Origin of the sequence: Glutamicibacter sp. FBE19, assembly GCF_015524875.1 — a bacterium.
Taxonomy (GTDB): Bacteria; Actinomycetota; Actinomycetes; order Actinomycetales; family Micrococcaceae; genus Glutamicibacter; species Glutamicibacter halophytocola.
Map to the genome: position 1 here is coordinate 183,078 of NZ_JACKQN010000005.1, position 25,186 is coordinate 208,263.

The 25,186-nt window shown below is 58.8% G+C and carries 17 protein-coding genes; 6 read left to right on the forward strand and 11 right to left on the reverse strand.

Annotated features, from left to right (window positions below; all coding sequences use genetic code 11):
- Window positions 1–116: 116 nt before the first annotated feature.
- Window positions 117–818 carry a FadR/GntR family transcriptional regulator gene (locus tag H6F58_RS10625; protein ID WP_309245091.1) on the forward strand — a complete coding sequence of 234 codons (702 nt, stop codon included), beginning with the start codon at window positions 117–119 and terminating at the stop codon, window positions 816–818.
- Window positions 819–842: 24 nt separating this feature from the next.
- Here the strand turns inward: H6F58_RS10625 and H6F58_RS10630 are convergent, their stop codons facing one another.
- Entirely contained in the window at window positions 843–1,739 is an 897-nt protein-coding gene (locus tag H6F58_RS10630; RefSeq protein ID WP_146274911.1) for a LysR family transcriptional regulator, read from the reverse strand.
- Window positions 1,740–1,866: 127 nt separating this feature from the next.
- Here H6F58_RS10630 and H6F58_RS10635 point away from each other — a divergent pair, with 127 nt between their 5' ends.
- Both H6F58_RS10635 and H6F58_RS10640 read left to right on the forward strand, forming a co-directional pair.
- Window positions 1,867–3,282: a M20 family metallopeptidase gene (locus H6F58_RS10635; RefSeq protein WP_171919973.1), complete on the forward strand. Its 1,416-nt coding sequence runs from the start codon at window positions 1,867–1,869 to the stop codon at window positions 3,280–3,282.
- Between the two features lie 8 nt (window positions 3,283–3,290).
- Entirely contained in the window at window positions 3,291–4,604 is a 1,314-nt protein-coding gene (locus H6F58_RS10640) for an MFS transporter (protein ID WP_195181730.1), read from the forward strand.
- Window positions 4,605–4,681: 77 nt separating this feature from the next.
- On the opposite strand, the gene H6F58_RS10645 is transcribed toward H6F58_RS10640, so the two are convergent.
- The gene (locus H6F58_RS10645; protein WP_146274914.1) at window positions 4,682–5,413 is read right to left on the reverse strand and encodes a phosphoribosyltransferase family protein; all 732 of its coding nucleotides are present in this window, start codon (window positions 5,411–5,413) and stop codon (window positions 4,682–4,684) included.
- 26 nt (window positions 5,414–5,439) lie between these two features.
- On the opposite strand from H6F58_RS10645, the gene H6F58_RS10650 reads away from it, so the two are divergent.
- Window positions 5,440–6,489, forward strand: coding sequence for an acyltransferase family protein (locus H6F58_RS10650; protein WP_171919975.1), 1,050 nt, complete (start codon window positions 5,440–5,442; stop codon window positions 6,487–6,489).
- An 88-nt stretch (window positions 6,490–6,577) separates the two neighbouring features.
- On the opposite strand, the gene hpaD is transcribed toward H6F58_RS10650, so the two are convergent.
- From hpaD to H6F58_RS10690, 8 genes are all read right to left on the reverse strand, one after another.
- The gene (hpaD, locus tag H6F58_RS10655) at window positions 6,578–7,675 is read right to left on the reverse strand and encodes a 3,4-dihydroxyphenylacetate 2,3-dioxygenase (protein ID WP_060703350.1); all 1,098 of its coding nucleotides are present in this window, start codon (window positions 7,673–7,675) and stop codon (window positions 6,578–6,580) included.
- 63 nt (window positions 7,676–7,738) lie between these two features.
- Window positions 7,739–9,235: a 5-carboxymethyl-2-hydroxymuconate semialdehyde dehydrogenase gene (gene hpaE, locus H6F58_RS10660; protein ID WP_195181731.1), complete on the reverse strand. Its 1,497-nt coding sequence runs from the start codon at window positions 9,233–9,235 to the stop codon at window positions 7,739–7,741.
- Between the two features lie 75 nt (window positions 9,236–9,310).
- Window positions 9,311–9,982, reverse strand: coding sequence for a GntR family transcriptional regulator (locus H6F58_RS10665; protein WP_060701342.1), 672 nt, complete (start codon window positions 9,980–9,982; stop codon window positions 9,311–9,313).
- Window positions 9,970–11,472 (reverse strand): fumarylacetoacetate hydrolase family protein, encoded by a 1,503-nt coding sequence (locus H6F58_RS10670; protein WP_348536391.1) that lies wholly within the window; start codon window positions 11,470–11,472, stop codon window positions 9,970–9,972. The genes H6F58_RS10665 and H6F58_RS10670 overlap by 13 nt, the downstream gene beginning before the upstream one ends.
- A gap of 232 nt (window positions 11,473–11,704) precedes the next feature.
- On the reverse strand, window positions 11,705–12,940 hold the full coding sequence (locus tag H6F58_RS10675) for an ABC transporter permease (RefSeq protein ID WP_195181733.1): 1,236 nt from the start codon (window positions 12,938–12,940) through the stop codon (window positions 11,705–11,707).
- On the reverse strand, window positions 12,937–13,644 hold the full coding sequence (locus H6F58_RS10680; RefSeq protein WP_195181734.1) for an ABC transporter ATP-binding protein: 708 nt from the start codon (window positions 13,642–13,644) through the stop codon (window positions 12,937–12,939). The genes H6F58_RS10675 and H6F58_RS10680 overlap by 4 nt, the downstream gene beginning before the upstream one ends.
- Window positions 13,644–14,723 (reverse strand): efflux RND transporter periplasmic adaptor subunit, encoded by a 1,080-nt coding sequence (locus tag H6F58_RS10685; RefSeq protein WP_195181735.1) that lies wholly within the window; start codon window positions 14,721–14,723, stop codon window positions 13,644–13,646. The genes H6F58_RS10680 and H6F58_RS10685 overlap by 1 nt, the downstream gene beginning before the upstream one ends.
- A gap of 317 nt (window positions 14,724–15,040) precedes the next feature.
- Complete coding sequence (locus H6F58_RS10690; protein WP_146274921.1) at window positions 15,041–15,775, reverse strand: hypothetical protein; 735 nt, start codon at window positions 15,773–15,775, stop codon at window positions 15,041–15,043.
- 328 nt (window positions 15,776–16,103) lie between these two features.
- Between H6F58_RS10690 and H6F58_RS10695 the strand changes: the two genes are divergently transcribed.
- Window positions 16,104–16,769, forward strand: coding sequence for a histidine phosphatase family protein (locus tag H6F58_RS10695; protein WP_195181736.1), 666 nt, complete (start codon window positions 16,104–16,106; stop codon window positions 16,767–16,769).
- Between the two features lie 501 nt (window positions 16,770–17,270).
- Here the strand turns inward: H6F58_RS10695 and H6F58_RS10700 are convergent.
- On the reverse strand, window positions 17,271–17,705 hold the full coding sequence (locus tag H6F58_RS10700) for a hypothetical protein (protein WP_146274923.1): 435 nt from the start codon (window positions 17,703–17,705) through the stop codon (window positions 17,271–17,273).
- A gap of 19 nt (window positions 17,706–17,724) precedes the next feature.
- Here H6F58_RS10700 and H6F58_RS10705 point away from each other — a divergent pair, with 19 nt between their 5' ends.
- Window positions 17,725–25,179 (forward strand): hypothetical protein, encoded by a 7,455-nt coding sequence (locus tag H6F58_RS10705; protein ID WP_195181737.1) that lies wholly within the window; start codon window positions 17,725–17,727, stop codon window positions 25,177–25,179.
- Window positions 25,180–25,186: the final 7 nt, after the last annotated feature.

Consider the following 25,186-nt stretch of genomic DNA (forward strand, 5'->3'; position numbering starts at 1 on the left):
TGTGACAGGAGTCACTGGCTCACTGGCCTAGCCTCCTAGACTCAGAGTGTCTTGTCAAGCAAAATTTCGGTGTAAGTTTGATCTAGGACACATCAGAAGGAGTGAACGTGGCTGAAATCAAGAAGCCCAGGGCTTTTGCCAAGGTGCAACGCCCCAGGCTCTATGAACAGCTCATGCAGCAGATCTTGGCCTTCGTGGAAGAAGAGCGGCTGGGTCCCGGGGACCATCTGCCGGCCGAACGGGAACTAGCGGACCAGCTGGGCGTTTCCCGGGCTACCTTGGCGCAGGCGCTGGTCGCGCTGGAGGTTTTGGGCGTTATAGACGTCAAGCACGGAACCGGTGCCGTCTTGGTGTACCGTCCCACAGTCGCGACTGTCTTGCGGGAGCTGCATGAACACAAGAACCGGCTTCCGGATATTGTTGAAGCGCGCAGCACCCTGGAAGTGAAATTGGCGTCGCTCGCCGCAGAGCGGCGCACCGACGATGACCTCAAGCGCATTAACCACGCGCTGGAAGTGATGGCTCAGGAGATTGCGGCCGGAGACCGCGGCGAAAAGGGCGACGAGCTTTTCCACGAGGCCATTACCGGGGCGGCGAAATCGTCGGTCCTGCAGAAATTGATGGCATTCATCGCTGAAATGGTGCTCGAAACGCGCCTGGAATCCCTGGGGCAGCCGGGGCGCCCGGAACGGTCCTTGGAATCGCACCGGAAAATCACTGAGGCCATTGCCGCCGGAGACCCGCAGGCGGCAGCCGAGGCGATGCAGGAGCACATCGAGCTTGTTTCCGACGTGGCCCTGCTGAAGGATACCCAGTAGGTTCCCGCCTGCTGCCCGTGCCGGCTAGCTGCTCTTCATGACATCGGTGATGTGCTGGATCAGAGCCGTGACCAAGGCGGGCTGGCGGCGGCGGGGCATGGTCAGAATCTGCGCCGTGCGCTCGGCGAAAGCTGGATGGTCAATGCGGATGAATTCCAATCCCTCGCTCAACGCGCTGTCCCGCGCGAATTGGCTCAAGAGCGTCACTCCCGCGCCCGAGCGCGCGAATTCCATCGCCGGGTTGATATGGTCCGTCGTCAACGCAATGTTCGGGGTCAACCCTGCCATGGACATCGCAATGTCGAACAGCTCGCGCTGGGTAATGCCCTTGGCGGTCATTGACAGGGGATAGCGGCATAGCTCCTCCAGCGAGATCTGGGATTTGCCCGCCAGCGGATGACCTGTGGCAAGGACCGCAAAGGCCGGAGCGGGGCGGGAGTACTCGACTTGCACATCTCGTTGCAAACCCAGGGTGAAGACCGTCGCTATATCCGCGGTCCCCTCGACGATCTGGCGAGCCGCGTCAGCTGATGGAAGCACCGTCAGGTGCACCGACACTTGCGGGTGGAGCTTGCAGAATGCGGCGATCGCCCTCGGGGTGACCGAGGCGGCCAGCCCTTCGGAGCTGACGACTTTGATGCTCCGTGAGATGCCGCTGGAGATTTGGCCGAGGTCCTGGAGAAGCTGCTCGCCTTCTGCCTGGACTCTACGCGTATGGGTGAGCAAAAGTACTCCTGCATCAGTGAGTTCCATGCCGCGCGCATGCCGGCGAAACACCGGAGAGCCTATCTGCCGTTCTAGCTGGCTGATTTGCCGGCTAATCGCCGACGGGGAAACGTGCTGGGTTTCAGCTGCCTCGGAGATCGACCCGGTGGTTGCCACCTCATGGAAATAGCGCAGTGCGGTGGGTAGCGTTTGCATAGTGCTGAGCTCTCGTTCCCTGTAGGTTTGCCTTCAAGTCAAACCTAGTGCTCGAAACGGCACTGGTTCAAGCCCCTCCCGGTCTCGTAATGTGATCTCCAGTACAGAAAATCCTGGAGGAGAAACCGTGGCGACGAGACAAGAGCTATTGGAAAAAGCGGAGCATTTCGCCGACTCTGGGGAGTTGTTCAATGAACTTTCACAGCTGGTAGCGCGGCCGACGGTGAGCAGCGACCCCGCGCAAAGCGTTGCTGTCAACGCATATCTCGACGATGTCCTCCGTGAACGATTCGAAGCCATGGGCTTCTCAGTGACTACGGATCTGAATTGGCAGGGTTCAGGAAATTCCTTTCTGGTCGCCACGCGCATCGAGGCACAGCAGTACCCGACGGTGCTGTGCTACGGGCATGCGGATGTGGTCGACGGGCAAGCCGGACAGTGGGACGCGGGGCGGGATCCCTTTGAGCTGCGTGCTGAGGGGGACCGCTGGTATGGGCGCGGCGCCGCCGATAACAAGGGCCAGCATCTGGTGAACCTGAAAGCCATCGAGCTGATCTTGGCAGAACAAGGATCCCTGGGATTCAACATCACCTTCCTCTTCGAGGCCGGGGAGGAAATCGGATCGCCCCAGCTGGATGAATATGCCGCGGCGCATCGCGAACCGCTGGAGGCGGATGTCTTCATTGCCTCGGATGGTCCGCGGCAGAGCGCGGATAAGCCCACCATCTTCCTCGGAGCACGCGGCGGGGCGACCTTTGAGCTGAACGTTCCCCTGCGCCAAGGCGGATACCATTCGGGAAACTGGGGCGGATTGCTGCGCAATCCCGCGACGACACTGGCCGGCGCGATTGGAACGCTCGTAGATGGCCACGGACGCATCAGGGTCCCTGAATTGCTGCCGGAGAGCCTGCCGGACTCCGTGCGCGAGGTATTGGCGCCGGTTCATGTCGGGCAGGGAAAACAGGATCCAGAAGTGGCGGCAGGCTGGGCGGATACCAGCCTGAGCGCCGCCGAGCGGCTCTACGGGTGGAACACCCTGGAAGTCCTGGCGATGAACTCGGCTGATGTCCAGGTGCCGGTGAATGCGATACCTGGACAAGCACGGGCAGTTCTGCAGCTGCGGTTTGTCGTCGGAACAAACACCGGCAAGATCGAATCGGCCATTCGCCAGGCCTTGGATGACGCCGGGTACTCGATGGTGCAATTGAGCATGGGCCAATGTTTTCCGGCAAGCCGCATTGAACCGGAGAATCCGTGGGTGCAATGGGCAAGCAATTCCCTGGAAGAAACCACCGGCCAGCCCACCACGATCCTGCCGAATATTGGCGGCTCGCTTCCCAACGCCGTTTTCGAATCCACGCTGGGGTTGCCGACCCTCTGGATTCCGCATTCCTACCCTGGGTGCCAGCAGCACGGCCCCAACGAACATGCGCTGGAATCGGTCCTGCGCGAAGGACTGCAAATGATGTGCGGCCTGTTCCACGATCTGGGAACGCGCCAAGACGTGCCCAGCGCAAGCGCGCTGGCCAGTGGAAAGATATAGGAACCAGCATGGACAAGCAACAACAAGATTTGGTCTCGGAAGTTCCCGCGCCGGCACGCCAGTCCGCGGCACGAGGCATTGCGGCGGCCACCATTGGCAATGCGCTGGAATGGTACGACATGTCCATTTATGCGCTGCTGGCCATCTACATCGGGCATAATTTCTTCCCCTCGGACAATGCGGCCGTGGAAGTAATCCAGGCGTTTGCCGTCTTCGGGATCTCGTACCTGATCCGGCCGCTGGGTGGCTTGGTGCTCGGCTCCTACGCAGACCGCAAGGGAATGAAAAAAGGCCTGATCCTCACCATCAGGCTGATGGTATTGGGCACCGCAATCATCGCTTTCATGCCTGGTTACGGAACTATCGGGCTGCTCGCTCCGCTGGGGCTGATCGTTGGCCGGCTGGTTCAGGGTTTCTCGGCCGGCGGCGAATTCGGAGCAGCAACCTCGTACCTGCTGGCCCAAAACAAGGGGCGCAAGGGCTTCTTGGGAAGTTTCCAATTTGCCAGCCAAGGTCTTGGCGCGCTGATGGCTGCAATCACGGTCGTCATCCTGACCAGCGTCTTCACTACAGAACAAATGAACGACTGGGCATGGCGCATTCCGTTCTTCGTCGGACTGCTGGTAGGTCCCGCCGGATGGTGGATCCGCCGGCATGTTGACGAAGCACCGATTGAAAAGGCCGACAACCAGCAGGCACAGGACGGCACAAAGCACAACCATGCGCCGGTGCAGCAGCTATTCCGGTCGCATAAGGTTTCGGTGCTGATTGCCGGTGGTGCCCTGGCCATCTCGACTGCGTTGAACTTCGTCCTGCAATACATGCCGACTTTCGGTATCAAGCAACTGGGCATGAATCCGTCCGTATCATTTTCATCATTGATTATTTCTGGCGTGATCCTCACCTTCGCGACTCCAATCGTCGGCCACCTGTCGGACCGGTACGGCCGCTTGAAAATCATGATCCCGGCAGTCATCGGGATTGTCCTGTTGACGATTCCGCTGTTCCTCTGGCTCATCGCAGGAAAGAGCTTCCTGGTCCTGGCCGTGGTGATGACGATTCTTGGACTGCTCAAGGCCCTGTACTTCGGGGCGCTGCCTTCGGTTATGGCCGACGTGTTTACCGGCCCGGTCCGGGCCACGGGCCTGTCATTCAGCTACAACGCGGCAGTGGCAGTCTTTGGCGGGTTCACCCCGATGATCTGCGCATTCCTGATTGAAACCACGGGACAGCCGGTGGCGCCGGGATACTATCTCGCTGTCCTGTCCATCGTCAGCATCACGGCCCTGGGAGCGGCATTCCGCTTCAGGTCAGTACGCTGAATCAGTTCTTCGGATAAAGGGTGCAAAGCACAACGGCCAGCAACGGCGAAAGTTGCTGGCCGTTTGCTGTACTGCTTTCAAGAACCGGCACCCAGCAGCTTGAGAACGTTGTCTTGATCGACCTGGCTGAAGTCCTTGTAGAACGCACCAACAGCTCCAAACCGGTGCGGCTTGAGCAGCTCAACCAGCCCGTCGGCCAGCGGAGCCAGTTCGGTGAGGGTTTCCGGGGCAATCACCGGGGACGCGACGATGATGGATTCGGGATGCAGCTGGGCGACGAGTTCCAGCGAGGCTTTCATCGTTGCCCCGGTGGCGATGCCGTCGTCGCAGAGAATCACGGATTGTCCCGCCAAGTCCGGTGCATAGGCCCTGAACGCGTGGGCCAGGGCCAGCAGATCGGCATGGGTTCCATTTTCCACCGAGGCCAGCTCCTCCGGCCCAAAATACTGCAAAGCCCGCCGGTGCACCTCGGCATTGAGGTAGCGGCCGCCGACGGCGGAGTACTGTGCGATGGCGCCGAAGGCCAGTTCCGGATTATTGGGCACTCCGAGCTTTCGCACCGCCAAGACACCCAAGCGAGCGCCCAATGCCTGGGCTACTTCGTACGCGATAGGAACGCCGCCGCGCAATAGCCCCAGCACCGTGTACTCGCCAGCGGGCAAGGTCGTGGCCAGCTTCATGCCCAACGCGGCTCCGGCGTGGCTACGGTCGTCAAACTTGGAACTGTTTTCACTGACCATGGTTCCAGTCTTGCCCAAAGTCAGCGAAATGAATAGCGTCTGGACAGGAGCACTTGCTTTCTTGAGCACGCGATAGTTGCTGGTAGCCTTTTCCGGTGCCTGAAATTCCAACTAGAACACGAGATCACCGAATGGATGCAGCTAAAGGCATCCTCATTATTCTGGTTGTACTCGGACACTTCCTCGAAGCCACAGCGGGATGGGAAGCACGCTCAACCAGACTGCCACTGACGGCTATTTACTTGTTTCACATGCCAGCATTTGTCTTTCTCGCCGGTATCACCTCCAAGCCGACACAATTGCCAAGACGGATTGGTACTTTTGTGGTCATGCTGGTGTTGTTTCAGAGCCTTTACTTCATGGAAGTACATTTGATTGGCCTGAACAAGACATTTTCGTTGCTCATTCCATTCTGGATTTTGTGGTTCCTGCTTGCCATGTGCTGGTGGCAACTGTTGATGCCCCTGATCCACAAATTCCCGAAAACCTCCGTCGTGGCCTCGTTAATCATTCCGAGCTTCACTGGAACATTCGAGTCCATCGGTTACGATCTGACGCTATCGAGGACTTTAGTATTCCTGCCCTTCTTCGTCATTGGTGCTACGTACGGGCAGTCAATACTTCGAACTGCCTACCGTTTGCCGAAAACAGCGAAGATTGTTGGCATTGCCGTGGCCTTTGGGGCTTGGGCATATCTCTTTGCCCGAGAGATTCGTCCAGGCTGGCTCTACGGCAGTTTTTCTTTCGATCGCTTGAAAGTCGAAGACGGTACCGGAGTCCTGATTCGTGCAGGATTGATGATCTTAGCTATGGTCATCGTATTTACCTTCTTGTCACTGGTGCCAAACACTCGTGGGGCGTTGGCCACTCTTGGCAGGCGCAGCTTAGCGGTATTCGCTTTACATGGTTTCTTGGTTCTGGCGGTGACACCGCTCATGCCAGTTATTCTTCACAAGAGCGGCAATCTTGTCGCTGTCGGGGTCTGCTTGCTTATGACGGCATTGGCTGCAATTGTTTTCGCCGCACCAGCGTTCGATAGGTCCATTCGTCTAATGAGCCAGAGAACCGTCGATCTAGTGTTGAAACCATTCGCTTCCCAAAGCACACCTAGTGCGTTTGGTCTTAAGATGCCCAGAACAAAATAAGTTCCTAGCACAGACGAACACGGCCGAGCAGATCAATGATCATGCTCGGCCGTCTCTATACTTAATATGTCTCGTCAGCTATTGGCGCTTAGAGCTGGTTGCCCAGCTTGAAGCCCTTGGAAGCCTGTCCGTGGTAGGAGCCGTCCTCGTCCCCGGCACGGGTGTAGGAGAAGCCGTCGGCGCCAATGGTGACCTCCAGCTCGGAGTCATCGGTGCGCTCGATGACTTCCTGCACGTTGCCGTCCAGGTCCAGGACCTTGGAAGCTTCGGTGTACCAGGATGGAACAACCGGGTTGCCCCACCAGTCGCGGCGCTGGTTGTCGTGCACGTTCCAGGTGATCGTCGGGTTATCCGGGTCGCCGGTGTAGTAGTCCTGGGTGTAGATCTCGATGCGGTGGTCATCTGGATCCAGGATGTACAGGTAGAACGCGTTGGACACGCCATGGCGGCCCGGGCCGCGCTCGATGCGATCCGAGATGCGCAGGGCACCCATCTTGTCGCAGATCTGGATGATGTTGTGCTTCTCGTGGGTGGAGAAGGCCACGTGGTGCAGGCGCGGGCCGTTGCCACCGGTCAGCGCGGTGTCATGCACGGTGCCCTTGCGGTGCATCCAGGCTGCATAGGTGGTGCCTTCATCGTCCTGGATGTCCTCGGTGACGCGGAAGCCCAGGTCCTCGAGGTAGGCGCGGCCACGAGGTACATTCGGGGTGACCTGGTTGAAGTGGTCCAGGCGGACCAGTTCGCCGGCCGAGTACAGGTCGTAGCGCATGTGCAGGCGCTCAACGTGGGTGGTCTCGAAGAAGAACTCGTAGGGGAAGCCTAGCGGATCCTCCACGCGCACCGCATCGCCGATGCCCTTGACGAAGCCTTCGGTGCGGCGCTCGGTGCGGCAGCCCAATTCCTTGTAGTAGGCCTCGGCCTTGTCCACGTCCTCGTTGGAGCGGACACGGAAAGCCATGGCCTTCAGCGCGGCCACCGGGCCCTTGGTCAGCACCAGGTTGTGGTGGATGAACTCCTCGAAGGAACGCAGGTAGATCTGGTTCTCGTCCTCGTAGGAGACATGCAGGCCCAGAACGTCAACGTAGAAGTTGCGCGAGCGCTCCAGGTCGGTGACCACCAGTTCGGCGTAGGCGCAGCGCAGGATATCCGGTGCTGGAACCGAAGGGGTGGGAATCGGGTTTTCGATTTCTTTGCTCATGATTTGCTCCTTTGCAAGCAGGAAAGATTAGTGGAGGGAAGCGGGAACTTCCTAGACGCCGAACTTGGGGGAGTGGGCTTCGTTCAGGGTGATCTGGATGGACTGCTGGGTGGTGTAGAAATCCACCGAGCGGTAGCCGCCTTCGCGGCCCAGGCCCGAAGCCTTCACGCCGCCGAAGGGAGTGCGCAGGTCGCGGACGTTATTGGAGTTCAGCCACACCATGCCGGATTCGATCTGGTGCGCGAAGTTGTGCGCGCGCTTCAGGTTGCTGGTCCATACGTAGGCGGCCAGGCCGTACTTGGTGTTGTTGGCCAGCTCGAGCGCTTCCTCGTCGGTGTCGAACGGGGTGATCGCCACGACCGGGCCGAAGATCTCGTCCTGGAAGATCTGCGCATCGGGGGCGACATCGGCGAACACGGTCGGTGCAACATAGTTGCCCTCGTCCTCGAAGCCTTCTGCACGCCCGCCGCCGGCCAGCAGCCGGCCCTCGGTCTTGCCGATTTCGATGTAGCTCATGACCTTCTCGAAGTGCTTCGGGTGCACCAGCGAGCCCACCTCGGTCTTCGGGTCGCTAGGCAGGCCGACACGGATGTTCTTGGCGCGCTGCGCGAACTTGGAAACAAAGTCATCGTAGATATCGCGCTGGACCAGAACGCGGGAACCTGCGGTGCAGCGCTCGCCGTTCAGCGAGAACACGCCGAAGACGGTGGCGTCCAGGGCTGCGTCCAGGTCGGCGTCGGCGAAGACCACGGCCGGGGACTTGCCGCCCAGCTCCAGGGACAGGCCCTTGAACTGCGGAGCAGCAGCGGTGGAGATGGTGGCGCCGGTGGAGGAGTCGCCGGTGAAGGACACCAGCGGCACATCCGGGTGCTTGACCAGGTAGTCGCCGGCTACGCCGCCGGAACCGAAAATCAGGTTGAAGACGCCTTCTGGCAGGCCTGCCTCGCGGAAGATGTCTGGCCATAGCCCTGCGGAGAGCGGGGTGTAGCTGGCGGGCTTGAGGACCACCGAGTTGCCGGTGGCGATGGCCGGGGCCAGCTTCCAGGATTCCTGCATGAACGGGACGTTCCAGGGGGTGATCAACGCGGCCACGCCGATGGGCTTGCGGTTCACGTAGTTCATCTGGCGCCCTGGCACGCGGAAGGAGTTATCCACCTGTGCCACGATCAGGTCGGCGAAGAAGCGGAAGTTCTCGGCGGCGCGGCGGGCCTGGCCCTTGGCCTGGGTGATTGGCAGGCCGGAGTCGTAGGACTCGAGCAGTGCCAGCTCGTCGTCGCGGGATTCGACGATGTCAGCGATCTTGTGCAGCACCCGGGAACGTTCGCGGGGCAGCATCTTGGACCATGGGCCTTCCTTGAAGGCCTTGCTTGCTGCGGCCACGGCCAGATCCACGTCGGCTGGCTGCGCCGATGCAGCGGTGGCGTAGTTCGTGTTGGTGACCGGTTCCTGGACGTCGAAGGTTTCTCCGCCAATGGAGTCCACGAATTCGCCGTTGACGAAGTGCTGCAGGTGAGTTGGCAGGTTTTCTGGTACGAAGTGCTTGCTCATGGCAATTCCTCTCGTGCTCGCTAGTGTTGTTGATTCCGGCGTGGATGCCGGTGTGTCGTGAAAAATGCGGGTTGCCTAGATCGCGCTGGGTTCCATGCCAGCGGCTTTCAAATAGCTGTTCAGGGTGTGGGCGCGGTGTTCGCGGCAGGCAGCTTCGATCTGGGCCGGGGTGGCGTGATCCGCGATCAAATCCAGCAGCGCGTCGTGCTCCTTGACGGATTCACGGGCGCGGTAGGGGATATGTGTGAAGCTGCTGGCCCGCATGGCTGCCAGCCGGCGCCAGCCGCGCTGCACCAGATCCAGGATGTGCGGGTTGGGGCACTGCCCATAGAGCAGCTGGTGGAATTCGGTGTTCATCCGGGTGAATGCCACCGGATCGAAGTCCTCCAGGCATTGGCGCATCTTCTCATTCAGCTCCCGGGCCTTGGCCAGCCAGGCGGCATCCATGGAGCCGGCGGCCAGTGCGGTGGCTGCCGGTTCGATGATCATCAGCGTCTGCATGGTGTGCAGGTACAGGGTCGAATCCACATGGGCCACGGTCGCCCCGACGTTGCGGGTGAAGTGGACCAGGCCCTCGGCTTCGAGCCGGCGGATGGCTTCGCGAACCGGGACGACCGAGCAGCCCAGCTCATCGGCGATGGTCCCCAGCACCAGGCGGTAGCCCGGGGAGTAGGCGCCGTTGGTGATGCGCTCGGAGACCAGCTGGTAGGCGGCCTCGGACTTCGAGGCGGACGTTACAGTGCCCATGAGTCCAGCTCCGGGCTGCCGGCGTCTTTCCACGCGTGGTACTTGGCTTTCCATTGCGCGTTCATCGGGAACAGGCCCTCGATGCCGTAGCCGCGCTTGACCATGGCGAAGATGAATTCGTCATTGGATTCGGTGATCACCGCTTCAGCGGCGACTTCCTCCACCAGTGCTGGCGGGATGACCACGATGCCATCCGAGTCGGCCACGATCACATCCCCGGGCTGGACCGAAACGCCGCCGCAGGCCACGGTGATGTCCTTGTCCCAGGCCACATGCTTGCGGCCGAGGACTGCCGGGTGGGCTCCGTTGTAGAAGACCGGAATCTCCAGGTTGGAGACCGCGTCGAGGTCGCGCACGCCGCCATCGGAGATGATGCCGGCCGCGCCGAGCTGCTGGGAGCGCAGTGCCAGGATGTCGCCCAGGGTGGCCGAGCCGGTTTCGCCGCGGGCTTCCATGACGAGGATTTCACCGCTCTCCAGCGAGTCGATGGACTGCTTCTGGGTGTTGTATCCGCCGCCGTGGGCCTTGAAGAGATCTTCGCGGTTGGGGATGTAGCGCAGGGTGCGGGCGGTGCCGATGACGCGCTGCATGCCCTTGGTCGCGCCGGGCACTTCGATGTTGACGTTGTTCAGCCCGCACTTGCGCAAGGTGGCGGACAGGGTGGCGGTGGCTACCGAGGCCAGCTGCTCGCGGACCTTGTCGGTGAGCACCTCCTTGCCGGTGACCACCGGTGGCAGGCCGGCCGAGGCGCGGTCGCCGTAGGCATCTTCCTTGTCCTTGTCGCTGGCCTTGGGCTGGTTTCCGAAGGAGCCGAAGGCGGCCGTTCCCTCGGTGGCCGTGGTTTTCAGCTTGCCGGTGGTGGTGCCGGTGATCAGGTCGGTGACTTCGACTTCCACGACGTCGCCGGGGAAGAAGACGGTGGAGCCGGCGGGGGTTCCGGTGAGGATGATGTCGCCGGGCTGCAGGGTCATCTGCTGAGAGAGGTCTGCAATGATCTGCGCGAAGGAGAACAGCAGCTCGGAAGTGGTGGCGTCCTGGGCGAGCTGGCCGTTGACCCAGGTCTGCACGCGCAGCTTGGCGGGGTCCAAGGCGGCGGCGTCCAGCGCGTTCGGGCCCAGCGGGGTGTAGCCGTCTCCGGACTTGGAGCGGATGTTCGATCCCTTGTCCGCGTACTTCATGTCATGCACGCCCAGGTCGTTGGAGGCGGTGACCGAGCCGACGTGGCTCCATGCCTCTTCTACCGTGACGCGGCGGGCGGCGGTGCCGATGACCAGCGCGATTTCGCCTTCGAAAGCCAGCAGCTCGGTGCCGGCTGGACGCTCAACCGTGCCATTGGTGGCAGCCAGGGAACTGCTGGCCTTCATGAAGTAGCTCGGGAATTTGGGGGTACGGCCGCGCTGTGCCGCGCGGGAGGAGTAGCTCAGGTGCACGGCCAGAACTTTGCCTGCCTGGGCGAAGGTCTCTTCGGTTACTGGGACAGTAGTGGTCACCGTTGATCGTCCTGCTTTCGTCATACATCATCTCGTACATCAAATCGTATACGATCAGTGTGCTCCCAATCTCATCCGCTGTCAAGAAGGCCAAGAAAAGTTCCTGATCGATTGACCGCCGTGGACCGGCAATCCGCGGAATGGCGGGGTAAAACAAAGGCGCCGTCCAAAGTGGAATACTTTGAACGGCGCCTTCAGCCGGTGCGGCTGATTCGCTTCACATCACGTTCGGTCACACGCGAATCGCATCGACAATCCGCACCCTCGCGGCCACGAGCGCCGGGAGAACACCGGTCAGCGCGCCAACGGCGATCGAAACGGCGATGCCGGCCAGGGCGGCCCCGATGGGGAACGCGGGCATCTGATCGATGCCAGAGCCAACGATCATGTTGATCACCTTCGGGTTGGTCACCACGGCCACGGAAATCAGCACACCCAGGCCGCCGGCAACGGCGGTGGCGACTACGCTTTCCATCATCACGGAGAAGAAGACCCTGCCGGTCGTGGCGCCAAAGCTGCGACGGATGCCCACCTCTCGAATGCGCTGCTTCATGGTCACCATGGCCACGTTCAGCAGGCTCAAGGATCCAAGCAGGAGAATGATCCCGGCAATCCCGCCGGCCACCATGGCCAATTGCTGGAGGCTCTCATCCCCGCCCCAGGACAAATAGTCGGAGCGCATGGACTCGACAGAGTATCCGGGAAGCTCGGCCTGCATTTGCACGGCGAAATGCGCAGCCAACTCCTCGGATCCTTCAATGGGGACCCACATTTCATAGCTGGCATCAGCCAATGGCGAGGTGGCGACAAACCAATGGTCATAGGTTTGCGGGAGCATCCACATCTGTCCGCCAAGTCCGCCATCCCTGGTTGACGTCGCCCCAATCACCGTGACCGACACCTTTTGCGCGCCTGCATTCATTTCAATGGAGGCGGGCAGCGGCCCCTGGTCCAATTCCAGCTCCTGGTACAGGGTCCGATCCACGACCACGGTCGGAGCCAGGTTCTGCGCATCTTCGGATTCCAGCCAACGGCCATGCTGCGCGAAGATCCGGTGAATCGGAGCGTAATCAGGATCCACGACCATGACATCGGAGTCTATGGTGGCACCTTGAGCGGAGGCTTTGAAGCCGTAAGTCCGGGAAACCACGGACGCGTAGTCAACGTCAAAGCGCTCAGCGGTTTTCGTGAAGGCGTTGGCGACCTGCGCGTTGGCCGAAGGGAGCTGCTCGCCCTGCTCGCTAAAGGCGTAGGTATTGATCAGTGCCGGCCGGCCATTGCGTTCCAGCTGTTCGGTCATCAGCTGCTGTGCCATGCCGGCTCCGGCAACTGCCGTGGTCAACGATGCCACGGCGATGGTGACGCCTACCAGTGACAACAAGACGCGCAGCTTGTGGATCCGCAGTTCCTGCCAAGCTTCCAGCAGTGCCGCCACGAATCCGGTGAAGAGTCTTGGCAAGGAATTCACCGCGCCACCTCCTGTGCCATGGACTTGAGCATTCCGTCTTCCAGGCGGAATTGCTCGCGGGCCAGTGCCGCGACATTGATGTCGTGGGTGATCGTGATCAGTGCGGCTCCGGATTCGACCGTAGCGGCGTCCAGCAATTCCATAACTGCCCGGCCGGTAGCTACATCCAAAGCGCCGGTCGGTTCATCGGCCAGGACAACTCGAGGCCGGCGCACCAGCGCCCTGGCAATGGCCACGCGCTGCTGCTCACCGCCCGAGAGGGTCTGCGGCATCGAGTCCAAGCGGGCACCGAGCCCCACTTTTTCCAGGGCCTCGGCCGCGAGGGTTCTCCTGCGCCAGAAATCACGGCCGGAGGCATACATCAATGGAGCCATGACATTCTCCAAGGCGGTGCGCCCGGGCAGCAGATTGAACTGCTGGAATACGAAACCGAGGTCGCGGCCGCGCGCATGGGCTGCACGCCGGGCACTGAGCCTGGTGGCATCTTGTCCACGCCATGCCAGGCTGCCCGAGGTAGGCCGGTCCAATAGGCCCAGGATATTGAGCAAGGTGGATTTGCCGGTGCCCGAGCGTCCAACAATGGCGATGTGATCACCTTCGGAAACTGACAAGTTGATGCCGTTCAAAATGTGCAGCTCGCTGTCATCGGGCAGCAATACGCTGCGAGTGACATTTTCGAGCTTTAGCAGCTGGGCATCACTCATCAGGGAATGATCTCCATGCCCGGATCCATCTCAACGGCAGGGGCCGATCCCGGGACATATCGCAGAACTTCGGCATCTGCCTTGAGGCCGGAGCGGACCTCCACCACCTTGCCGTCGGTGATGCCGAGTTCTACCTCGGTGCGGATCTCCTTGCCTTCGCCGTTCAGGATCCAGACGGCGCCTTTGCCAACGAGCCCGCGCACGCTGGTCACCGGCACGGTGAGCACATCGTCAGCGGAACCCGCATTGACGTCCATGTTCATATCCAGGCCGTCGAATACGACAACGTCTTCGGGGACATCGCAGGAAATTTCACTGCCCGAACTCGATTCGCCCTGCGCATCAACAGCAGGATCAGCCATTTCAGCGTCTTCCCCAGGTGTTTCAGGTTCTACGTTCTTTGATGCAGAGTCCCCGATGCTGAGGTTTTTGCAGGTGAAGGGCTCAGGTCCGCCTTCAATGCTGACGGTGGCTTCGAGAGTTTCATCCATGATCCGGTAGCGATCTAGGGCCTTGATCGTTCCCAATGCGTGGAAGCCTTGCGGCTGCACCGTCGCGAGGCTCGCGCCCTTTTCGACGTCATCGCCGATCTCGATTTCGAACTTTCCAATTTTTCCTGTGGCTGGTGCGTAAACGTCGTGATAGGAGACGGTCGTTTCCGGCGAGCGGGTTTCCGGGTCTGCGTCCGGGTCTGCCTGTGGCTGATCTTCGGCAGTGGTTTCCTCTGTTGTTGCCGGCTCCGTCGAACTTTCGACGCGAATCTGGAAGATCTTGTCGCCTTGGCTGACGTTGTCGCCATCTTTCACAAAGGCCCAATTGACGACGCCTGTGGTGGGCGCGGTCAGGGGCTGGGATTCGACGAGCTCGATGGTTCCCGGAATTGAAAGAGAGTTCTTGATCGTATCTTTTTCGACGAGCACAGTCTCCGCCGGGATTTCACCGGAAGGATAAAGCTGGTCGTCGGCGGCTGGAGAGCTCCCGCTGAAGGCTAGTTTTACTAAGCTGACGGCAATCAGCGCGCCGATGATTAACCACGCGCCGGGCAGGATGATGCGTCTGAAGACGCGTCGTTGGCTCATGCTACATCTCTATTCATCCTATCTTTTTATCAAAACACTCAGGTAATACCAAGCTGATACGCAGATAGTATCCATATTGTTATTTGTTTTTCTAGACTTTTACACATCAGGTCAAGCGGTATTTTTTGGTTAAGCGATTTGAGTTCTTGCGGTCCGAGGCTGACGCATCCCAAGCTCCCAGGGTCAGCAGATCGTAGTTAGGGGGAGCAGCCCCGCAAAATGCTGGCTCATAATCTTGAAGCCCGAATCAGCGGTGATCCGGGCTTCAAGATATTCAGTAATTCATTGTGGCGTGCCCATCATGATGCTGATGGGTCCTACTTGGACACGGACTTGCTGTTGGTGGAAGTCGCCCAGGAAGCGGCCGGAATGGACAACCGGTAGGCCTTCTTCTTTGCCTGCTTTAGGGTCAACTTGGCTGTTCCTTTTTTGAGCGTGACTGTCTTCAAGGTCTTCCAGGAGTTGCCGGATTTGACCTGGAACTTGGCCTTCTTGGCGTTGTACTGACCGTAGCGGTACTTTTCCGGTGAATACACTTGGGCCTTGGCTGTCAGCGTTACCTTACTGCCGGAGCGTTTCGCTGACAGGGAGCTTTTGGTCTTGCCGCGAACCTGGAAGCTCTTGCTGGTCCGATCGGTGTAATCAACGTAATCGGTGTCCTGGTACCCAAAGTACGAGTCCCAGTAACTGTAGGTAGCTGATACATCGGCTGGTCCCACTTTGTAGGTGCCCAGTCCGTCCCACGAGGGGCAGATTAAAGCGCGATCCGACACCTTGCGGTTCTCAAACCACAGTGAATCAACCAGGCCGCCATTTCGGGTGACATCGATGAATGCGTACGCGTCTTCGTAGTCGCTCTTGACCTTCGAAGATGCCTTGACTGAGACATAATGGCAATTTGAATCGGCCACGGTGATGGACGAAACGGAGTAGCCGGTGATGTCGATCGGCCGTTCGCTAGCTTGCGCTGGCGCCGTGCCCGCCAGCAGCAGGCCGCTGAGAGCCAAGCCGGCGGTCGCCATGCGAATCAGGCGGGTTGCGGAAAGTTGCATGAAATTCTCCCCAAGTGAGTGCGAGTGGGCATTCAAGAAGGATTTTCTTGAATGTTCAAACTATAAGTGACGAGCCGGACATCTAAGGCCACCGGGCGGCTTCGTCCGACTGAGCGGCGCCCCCGCGAGACCCTGAAGGACCGAACGGAGCGCCTGGCCTAGTGGCTGGCTGAACCAACAGAGGCAGGGCTTTGGTTCCCGAACAACTTGCTGGGGCTGCGTTGGCCCTAGGACCCTGAGCATTGGACCTCGCGTAGGAATGTTGCGAAGTTTGGCCTCGAATCGAAATCTATCTTCAATGCGGGCTCAGCGCTGGCAAAATGTAGCCATGCGACTCATTCTCATTCGACACGGGCAGACAGCGTCAAATATCGGACGCCACCTGGATACGGGTGCGCCGGGCGCGCCACTCACCGAGCTGGGCCAGGAGCAAGCAAGAGCTTTGCCCGAAGCCTTGGAAGGCCAGAGAATTGATGGCATTTTTTCCTCGAATCTGCTGCGCACCCAACAAACCGCTGCACCTTTGGCTCAAGCGCGAGGCCTGTCGATTCAGATTCGTGCCGGGTTGCAAGAAATTCCTGCTGGTGATCTGGAAATGGCCAACGACGAGGAATCCATCCAGAGCTACCTCGGGGTCGTTATGGAATGGGCGGCTGGGAACGAGCAAGGCAAAATGCCTGGAACTGCGTGCACCGGTGCCATGGTCCTAGGCAGATTTGATCAGGTGGTCGATGAAATCCTGGGGCAAGGACTCGAGGCGGCAGCATTGGTGTCCCATGGAGCAATTATTCGCGCTTGGGTAGGATCGCGTGCGGTCAATCTTGAACCTGGATTTACAGCTCGAACTCCGGTTTCGAATACCGGTGTAGTTGTGCTTGAGCAAAGAGCGGGTCGTTGGGTCGTCGTCCAATGGCAGGAGCAAGCCTTGGGTGGTCGCGAACTCGATGATCGGGGCGACGACGGGGCAGCGGCGCAAGCGCAGACTGCTGAATAAGGCCAGGGCCTTACCACCAGGTCCGCAATTCTGGAAGGCGTGCGGTACTTCCACGCCCCGGAATCGGGGTGGTTGCGCTCTTCAAATTTGGAAATCTTGTGCCGCGAGGGCCGTTGCCCGAATGCCGGAGTGCGCTGGCAAACCGTGTTCGACTTGGGCGCATCATCGGCAGCGATAGAAATGCACTGAATCTTTCATTTCTTGGCTGATATTCTTCCCTCTAATTGCTGGCAAAAACCTCAGAGTCGGCGTAGTCTATCGCCATATCGTTGTCTCGAATTGGGGGATTTGAAGACGCTTTGAAACACTCGCATTCATTTCGCATCTTTAGATGTATTGGGGATTATTCCTGAGCCGTTGAGTCACTTGGGGTGACTGCACTGAGGTTTGGCCACTTAAAATGCAGGTCAGGGCCTCTACTTCGTACGCTCATTTGGTAGATCACTCCTGCGCCGGATGATTTGCCGCAGACATTCTTGTTGGGGGAAAGATGTCTAAGCATCAAAGGCGCGGCGCCTTTATGCCATTTTTGCGCTTTCGTTTAATATCCAAAAAACTATTAAAGCCACTTTTAGCGGTAATTTCGTCAACTGCGTTGTGTATTGCAGTGACAATTCCGGGTTTGGCCGTGGCTGCCGAACCAACCGCCGGGGTCGAATCCCAGGAAACAGAGACGGTCGCAACGCCGGAGGAGACGACTGCGGACGCGTCAAAACAGTCCGAAGAGAGCACGGGGACATCCACGGAAACTCCCGCTCTCAAATCGGAACCAAGTTCAACGGCTGTGGAACCGGAAACCGAAGCAGCAGAGCCATCCGAGCCGCCGGCGCCCGTGAAGAAATCAGCGCCCGCCAAAGCGGATGAGCCAAAAACCGTCCAGGCGCCGGCTGTTAAAGCGGAGCCATCAGCCGATGAATCAAAAACAACGGTCACCAAGAAGGCTGCAAAGGTGGCAGTGGCGCCAAGTCCTACTCCAACGGAATCAGCTGCCGAATCCACGAAAGCTGAGGCCAAAGCCCTGGAAGTCGCTGCAGCCGCATTGGAACCAGGCGAGCCTGTCACTTGTGACTACAACCAGGGCATGGGCTCAATCAACACGTTCATGCAAAAGAACGATGTGATGGCCGACTACGCCAACGGCAATATCAACAACGGCCTGTATGAAGGCGGAGTTGTCCATCAGCGAATTCAAATGACCCTGCCCGCAGGCGAGAACGAGCTCGTTCTCAAATACCAGGTCAAACAGGCCGGGAAGTGGGCCTATGACGAATTGCTGAACCAAACTGTCGCTGGCGCAACGATTACCGGCTGGACCGTAGTGCCCGGCTCCGGCGATGACCGTCAGGACACTGTCTATGTCACCCTCTGGGTTGATGGGGAAGAAGGCGACGAGGCCAATGTGACCCTGTACTTTGATGCCCACATTGCATCAGAGCTTGATCACGGTCCGGGAACAGGCGCCTCATCAATTAATGGTTCTCCCTACCATGTTTATATTGAGTCCTTGAATTGCAAATCGGCTGGTCAGCGCGATAATCAAATTCAAGCCAGCGCAGTCCAGGCTGGCAAGGTGACCATCGTCAAAGATGCAACACCGGCTGATGGCACCGATTTTGACTTCACGATTCACGAAAACCGTTTTGGCAATTCAACCGGATTCAGTCTTGACGACAGCGCTGATTCTGATACCGGAGCAAGCCTGCCGGACTCGGTGACCTATACGGTCACGCCATCCACGGTGACCGTCACTGAAGCAGATCTTCCGTCCGGGTGGAACCTGTCCGATATCTCTTGTACTGATAGCGGCGCCACCCGTTCTGGCCAAGCTATCAGCTTCGAATTGAGCGATAACGAGGAAGTTACCTGTACCTTCGTAAACAGCAAGACGACCTACAAGGAATTGACCCTTCAGAAGGACGTCAAGGCATCGTTCGATCGGGACTATGACTGGCAGCTGGAAAAGTCGCTGGCCGACGGACAAGATGCCACGGTCAAGTCCTCGGAAACAGGAGTCGAGGTTGACTACAACGTTGTAGCCACCGCCAGCGACGCCCAGGACGACAACTTCGAGCTCTCCGGGAACATCACGGTCAATAACCCCAATGATGCAGCGATCAGCGGCGTGACGCTCACCGACCAGCTGGATGGGGCCAACTGTGTCATCTCCGCCGGAGGATCACCGATCAGCAATCCGGTGACTGTAGATCCGGGCGAGACTGTTTACACGTACACATGCGATCTGCCAGAGGAGACCAGTGCATCGAGCTCTGGCACCAATACTGTCAGCGCGACATGGAACGCCGATGCCTATTACGGCACCGACGGCGAGGCGAGCGCATCAGCTGATTACGATTTCGCCACAGTCACCCCAACGGTGACCGATGACGAAGTCACTGTCACGGATAGCGAATTCGACCTCTCATCGGTTGAAGGCGGCAATGTTGTCACCGTCGCGGACAGCCCGAAAACCTTTGCCTACAGCATCACCTGGGACGGGGTTCTCGGACAGTGCACCGATTACGTGAATACGGCAAGCTTGGCTGAGGACGACGGACAGGTCTTGACGGATGACGCAACTGTGGAAGTTTGTTTGGGTCAAGACCTGAACATCACCAAGAACGTCGTATCCAGCTTCAACCGGAGCTATGACTGGAGCATCGTCAAGGACGCCATCGGCGAGCAGCCATTTACCGCGGATCCGGAAACTGGCGAATTCACAGCTGAATACTCGGTGACCGTTACCCCAGAAAGCTACTCGGATAGCGACTGGGCCATGAGCGGGCAAATCACCGTTGAAAATCCCAATGATTGGCAGTCGGTCTCAACCACCGTCAGCGATCAGGTGGATGTTGGCGGTGGAGCTGCATGCACCGTGGTCAGCGTCGTTGGCCATCCAGAGATCATGGATGCCGACCCAGGAACAGCCGGCTTCCAAATCGAGATTGCGGCCGGGCAGACGCTGGCCTTCGACTACAGCTGCACCTTTGAATCCAAGCCGAATTACGAGGGCAGCAACACTGCCGAAGTGACTTGGTCTGCTGACGAAGCATTCACCGCTTCGGGCAGTGCGCAGGAAGTCGTTCCGGTGAATGCCGATGACTGGACGCAGACTCCACTCAACGACACGGTCGAAGTCACTGACCCGTTGCATGAGTTCGACCCGGCATGGGTTATCCACTATTCGGATGGAGTGCAGACAAAGACCTACACCTACACCTGGACGGTGGAGGACGCAGGAACTTGCCAGAACTTCATGAACACCGCAACGATCACCGGCAGCAACCAGCTGGTCAAAAGCGATGACGCCGAAGTCCAAGGCTGCTACGAGGCTGGCCTCACGGTAACCAAGGACGTGCAGGCATCCTACGATCGAACCTACCTCTGGGACATCGACAAGAAATTGGCCGAAGGCCAATCACCTGACGTTGTCGTAGAAGAAGACGGCACAGCTACGGTGAAGTACACGGTTGACGTGGACAACACCGGCTACACCGATTCTGATCAGCAGATCTCAGGCAGCATCACGGTCAACAACCCCAATGACTTCGAAGATATCGAGGTCACGGTCAGCGATCAGAACACGCTGCTTGCCGAATGCACCATCAACGCCGAGGACAGCAATCCAGATCTGGCCGGGGTACAGCAACTTGTGCCACGCAACGACTCTGTTGTTGTTGCCTATACGTGCGACGCATCCGAGGTGACCGAAGCTGACTACAGCGGCCATAGCAATACCGCGGTGGTTACCTGGGGCGATGGACAACAAGCTGAAAGCCAGCCGGTGCCCATTGAATTCATGCTCGATGAGGCCATCGACGAATCTGTCGAAGTCTTCGATGACAATGCGGACCCTGAAAGCGAAGCCACGCTCTTGGGAACCGTGAACCAGGCAGAGGCACCGAAGTCATTCACCTACGAGACCACCTACGAAGTGCCGCGGGATCAATGCCTGGTCTTCACCAACACCGCATGGGTGGTGCTCACAGGAGATGACGTCAGCGATTCACAAGATGTCAGCATCTGTGATCAGAAGAATCTGACTATCACCAAAGATGTGACGGCCAGCTATGAAAGGGATTATGACTGGTCTGTTGAGAAGCAGGTAGACCAGAGCCAATTCACCGTGGCCGGAGATGGCACGGTCACCGCGCACTACACGGTGAAAGCCATCGCTGGAGACGCGCAGGATTCGTCCAAGCAGGTTTCGGGAAGCATCACCATTTCCAACCCGAATACCCAGGTGGGTGAATTGACCGGTACGGTCACTGACTTGGTATCCATCCCGTCGGCCAGCTGCACCATACTCGGTGCTGACGCCGATGAATCCATGGACGGCTTCCAGGTAGTGCTCGCAGACGGGCAAAGCATCGTGCTTGATTACGAGTGCTCGATACCGGCAGGTACCGATATCAGCTCGGTCTACGACAACACGGCTACCGTGACCTGGGGCCAGGAACGCCAGGCCCAGGATGTTGTGGAGTTCGAATTCGAGCAGGTCAAGCTCACCGATGACAGCGTTGAGGTCATCGATGACAAGACAGTTCCCGGCGAAGAAGTTTCGCTGGGCACCGCCACCGTCCAGAATTCGCCGGTGACCTTCGAATACGATGTTCAACTCCAGGGAGTGGCCGGCACTTGTACCGACTACACGAACACCGCCGTGGTCAACGAGGCAACGGAGCAAGGGGAAGAAAATACCGCAACCGCCACCACCACGGTGTGTGCCGGAGCGGACATGGACATCTCCAAGAACGTTGTCACCTCCTTCGACCGTTCCTACATCTGGGGACTTGAAAAGGAACTGCTTTCCGGCGAACCGCTGGCAGCAAATCCGCAAACTGGCGAGGTCACTGCCGAGTACCGGGTCACCGTTACTCCTGAAGGCCATGAAGATGGCAATTGGGCAATGAGCGGCGAGATCACGGTCAGCAACCCTAACGACTGGCAAGACGCGCCAGTCACGGTGCAGGATTTTGCCGATGTGGGCGGGGAAGTAGCCTGCACCATCACGTCGGTCCAGGGTGAAGCCGTAGCCGACATGTCTGCGGAAGAGCCAGGATTCCAAACCGTGATTCCAGCCGGAACCCAGTGGGTCATGACCTATTCATGCACCTTCGAGTCCCAGCCGGCCTATGACGGCCACAACACCGCAACGGTGGACTGGGATGCCCAGGCACTGAATACCATCAACGGCGATGACTCGGCCACGGTTGAAATCACGGAAGACGACTGGTCCCAGACACCGCTGAACGACACAGTCACCATCACCGACAGCCGCCACGAATTTGATCCTGAGTGGACGGTCAATGTTGAAGACGGAGTCCAAAGCCGGGACTACTCGGTGACTTGGACCGTAGACGAGGCGGGAACCTGCCAAGTCTTTGAAAACGTCGCCACCCTCACCGGTGATGACGGATTCACCGCCACGGACAATGAACTTGCCCAGGCCTGCCGCGAGGCAGCCCTTCAAATCAGCAAGAGCGTTGAGGCCAGCTACGACCGCACCCATCAGTGGACGATTGAGAAGTCACTGGCTGAAGGCCAGGACGACAAGGTCACCGTTGATGGCGAGGGGGCCGCGCCGATTGATTACGTGATCAACGTGGAAAACACTGGATACGAGGATTCGGGATGGATGCTGGACGGAGTCATCACGATCACCAACCCTAACCAGTACACCAGCATCGATGCCACGGTCCAGGACACCGTGGATCTGGACGGCATCACCTGCACCACGTCGCAGCCGGCAGTCACCATACCGGCCAACGGCAGCATAGACGTTGGATACAGCTGTGATGTCTCTGCCGGGGTGGATTCTTCCTCCTACAGCGGCGGCACCAACACCGCAACAGTCAGCTGGGGCGATGAAAGGGAGTCCAGCACGCAGGTGCCTATCGAGTTCGCGCTTGATGTCGAAACCGATCGGGAAGTGGGCATCTGGGACGACAAATCGAACCCGGACGAGCCGGTGCTATTGCGGAACGTCAGTGTGGATGACTCGCCAGTCACCATCGAGTACACCGTGGAGCATGAGGCACCAGCCGGCCAATGCGCCAGCTACACCAATACTGCGTGGATCGATATCCAAGCAGGGGAGGATCCACGGGATCAAGTCACCGTAGAATTGTGCGGCTTGCTTGATTTGATGGTGACCAAGGATGCTGAAGCCAGCTTCGACAGGACCTACTTGTGGGACCTCGAGAAGAAGGTGGACCGCACGGAAGTCACGGTAGCTGAAGACGGAACTGCGGACTTCTCCTACACCGTGTCGGCGGTGCCAAAGGGCGTAGAAGATTCTGCGCATGAGGTTCACGGCATGATCACCCTGATCAACCCGAACCGGTTTGAATCAGCTTCCACGGTGGCAACCGTGGCTGATGAAATCAGCATCGAGGGAGTCACCTGTACCATCCAGGCCGAGGACAGCGACCCGCAAACCGAAGGATTGCAGGTTCCGCTTCCGGTAGGCCAGGACGGCGATGGCGCCACAGTTCAGCTTCCATATAGCTGCACCGGAGAACCGCAAGAACTCTCCGGCAGCAATACGGTCACTGCCACCTGGGGCGAAGATTCCACGGTTGCTGCAACGGTTCCCGTTGACTACCTGTTGGATGAAGAAACCAACAAGCAGGTCACCGTCATGGATGACAAGACCAACCCTGATGAGCCAGTGATCCTGGGCGAAGCAATGTGGAATGCCGAAGGCACTCCAATTGATTTCGACTACACCCTGCGTCACCAGGCACAGGCTGGCACCTGTACCGAGTTCACCAACACCGCGGTGATCGAGCAGACCGGTGCCGATGATTCCACAACGGTCACCCTCTGCGGACAGATGGCCCTGGGACTGGAAAAGACCGCCGAGGCTTTGGTGGATCTGGACTACGAATGGGACGTCGTGAAGCAGCTGGATCAAAGCCGCCTCGAATACAACGAGGACGGAACGCTCAACGCCCACTACAGCGTGGAAGCACGCAACACTGGGGTAGCCGAAAAGAACTTGCGGCTATCTGGAACAGTCCTGGTTTCGAATCCAAATGATTTTGATTCCATCACTGCTACGTTGGCTGATCAGGCCAACACCGCCGGCGTCACCTGCAGGATTGACGCAAAGGATGCCGATGAAGACGCAGCTGGCCTGCAAGTTGTCATCAATGCCGGAGAAAACTTGGGGGCCCGGTATGAATGCGACCTGGCCAGCTGGCTGACCACCGAGGCCTTTGAAGGAGCCGTCAATACCGTGACGGCAACCTTTGAAGGACGAGAAGTCAGCGCTGAAGCATCGATTGATTTCGAAACTGATGAAATCACCGATGAGACAGTCACCGTCACCGACGACATGATGAACCCAGAAGGAGAGCCTAAGGTTCTCGGCGAAGTTCATGTCCTGCAGTCGCCACAACAATTCGACTACGAACTCACGGTCGAACCCGAGGAAGGAACATGCACGGTCTACACCAATACCGCAGCTGTCCACGAGGACACGGATGGCAACGGCAGAGACGAATCAAGTGTTGATTTGCAGGTGTGCATCGAACAGGGCCTGATGGTGGCCAAGAGCGCCAATGCCCAGTATCTGCGAGACTACGATTGGTCAGTTCTCAAAGACGCCAAGCAGACGCAATTCAAGGTCGAAGCCGATGGACATGCCAAAGCCGACTACACGGTTGAGGCCAAGCTGGAGGGATATGAGGATCAAGAATTCACCGTTAGCGGCGAGATTACCGTAGCGAATCCGAACGACTTCAAGGACACCGAAGTCCTTGTGGAAGACAAGATCTCGCTGGAATCGTCCACCTGCACCGTTGAAGGTTTGAACGACGGCAAGCTGACCATCCCAGCTGGGGAAACTATCACCTTGAACTACAGCTGCTCGTTCGACGAACCTGTAGCTGAAGCCGACTACACCGGCCAAGAGAACATGGTGAATATCAGCTGGAGCGATGAGAATGGGGATGCTCAGTCGGTCAGCGCCACCGCACCGCTGGACTTCAAAGCCGCTGAAGTCCAGGACGAGAAGGTAACCGTTCTCGACGATTACGCCAACCCGGATCACGCAAGGGAACTGGGCACCGTAACCGCCGACGAGAAGAGCAAGAAGTTCACGTACACCATGGACCTGGCCGGTGTCGCCGGCAAGTGCCAGACGTGGACCAATACCGCCACCGTTGAAGAATCCGCATCGCAAGATGAGAACAACTCGGATTCCGTGGACGTGGAGGTTTGCTCCGAAGCACCACAGGCTGCACCTCCGGCTCCGCCGGCACCACCTGCAGCACCGCCAGCCCGGCCAGCGCCATTGGCAGCAACGGGCATGGATGAAGGACTGTTGTGGCTGGTTGGTTCAGCTTCGATGGTCATCATCGCGGGGGCATTGATGTTGCTCCGCTACCGCCGCAGGACGCACTAGCCCTCGG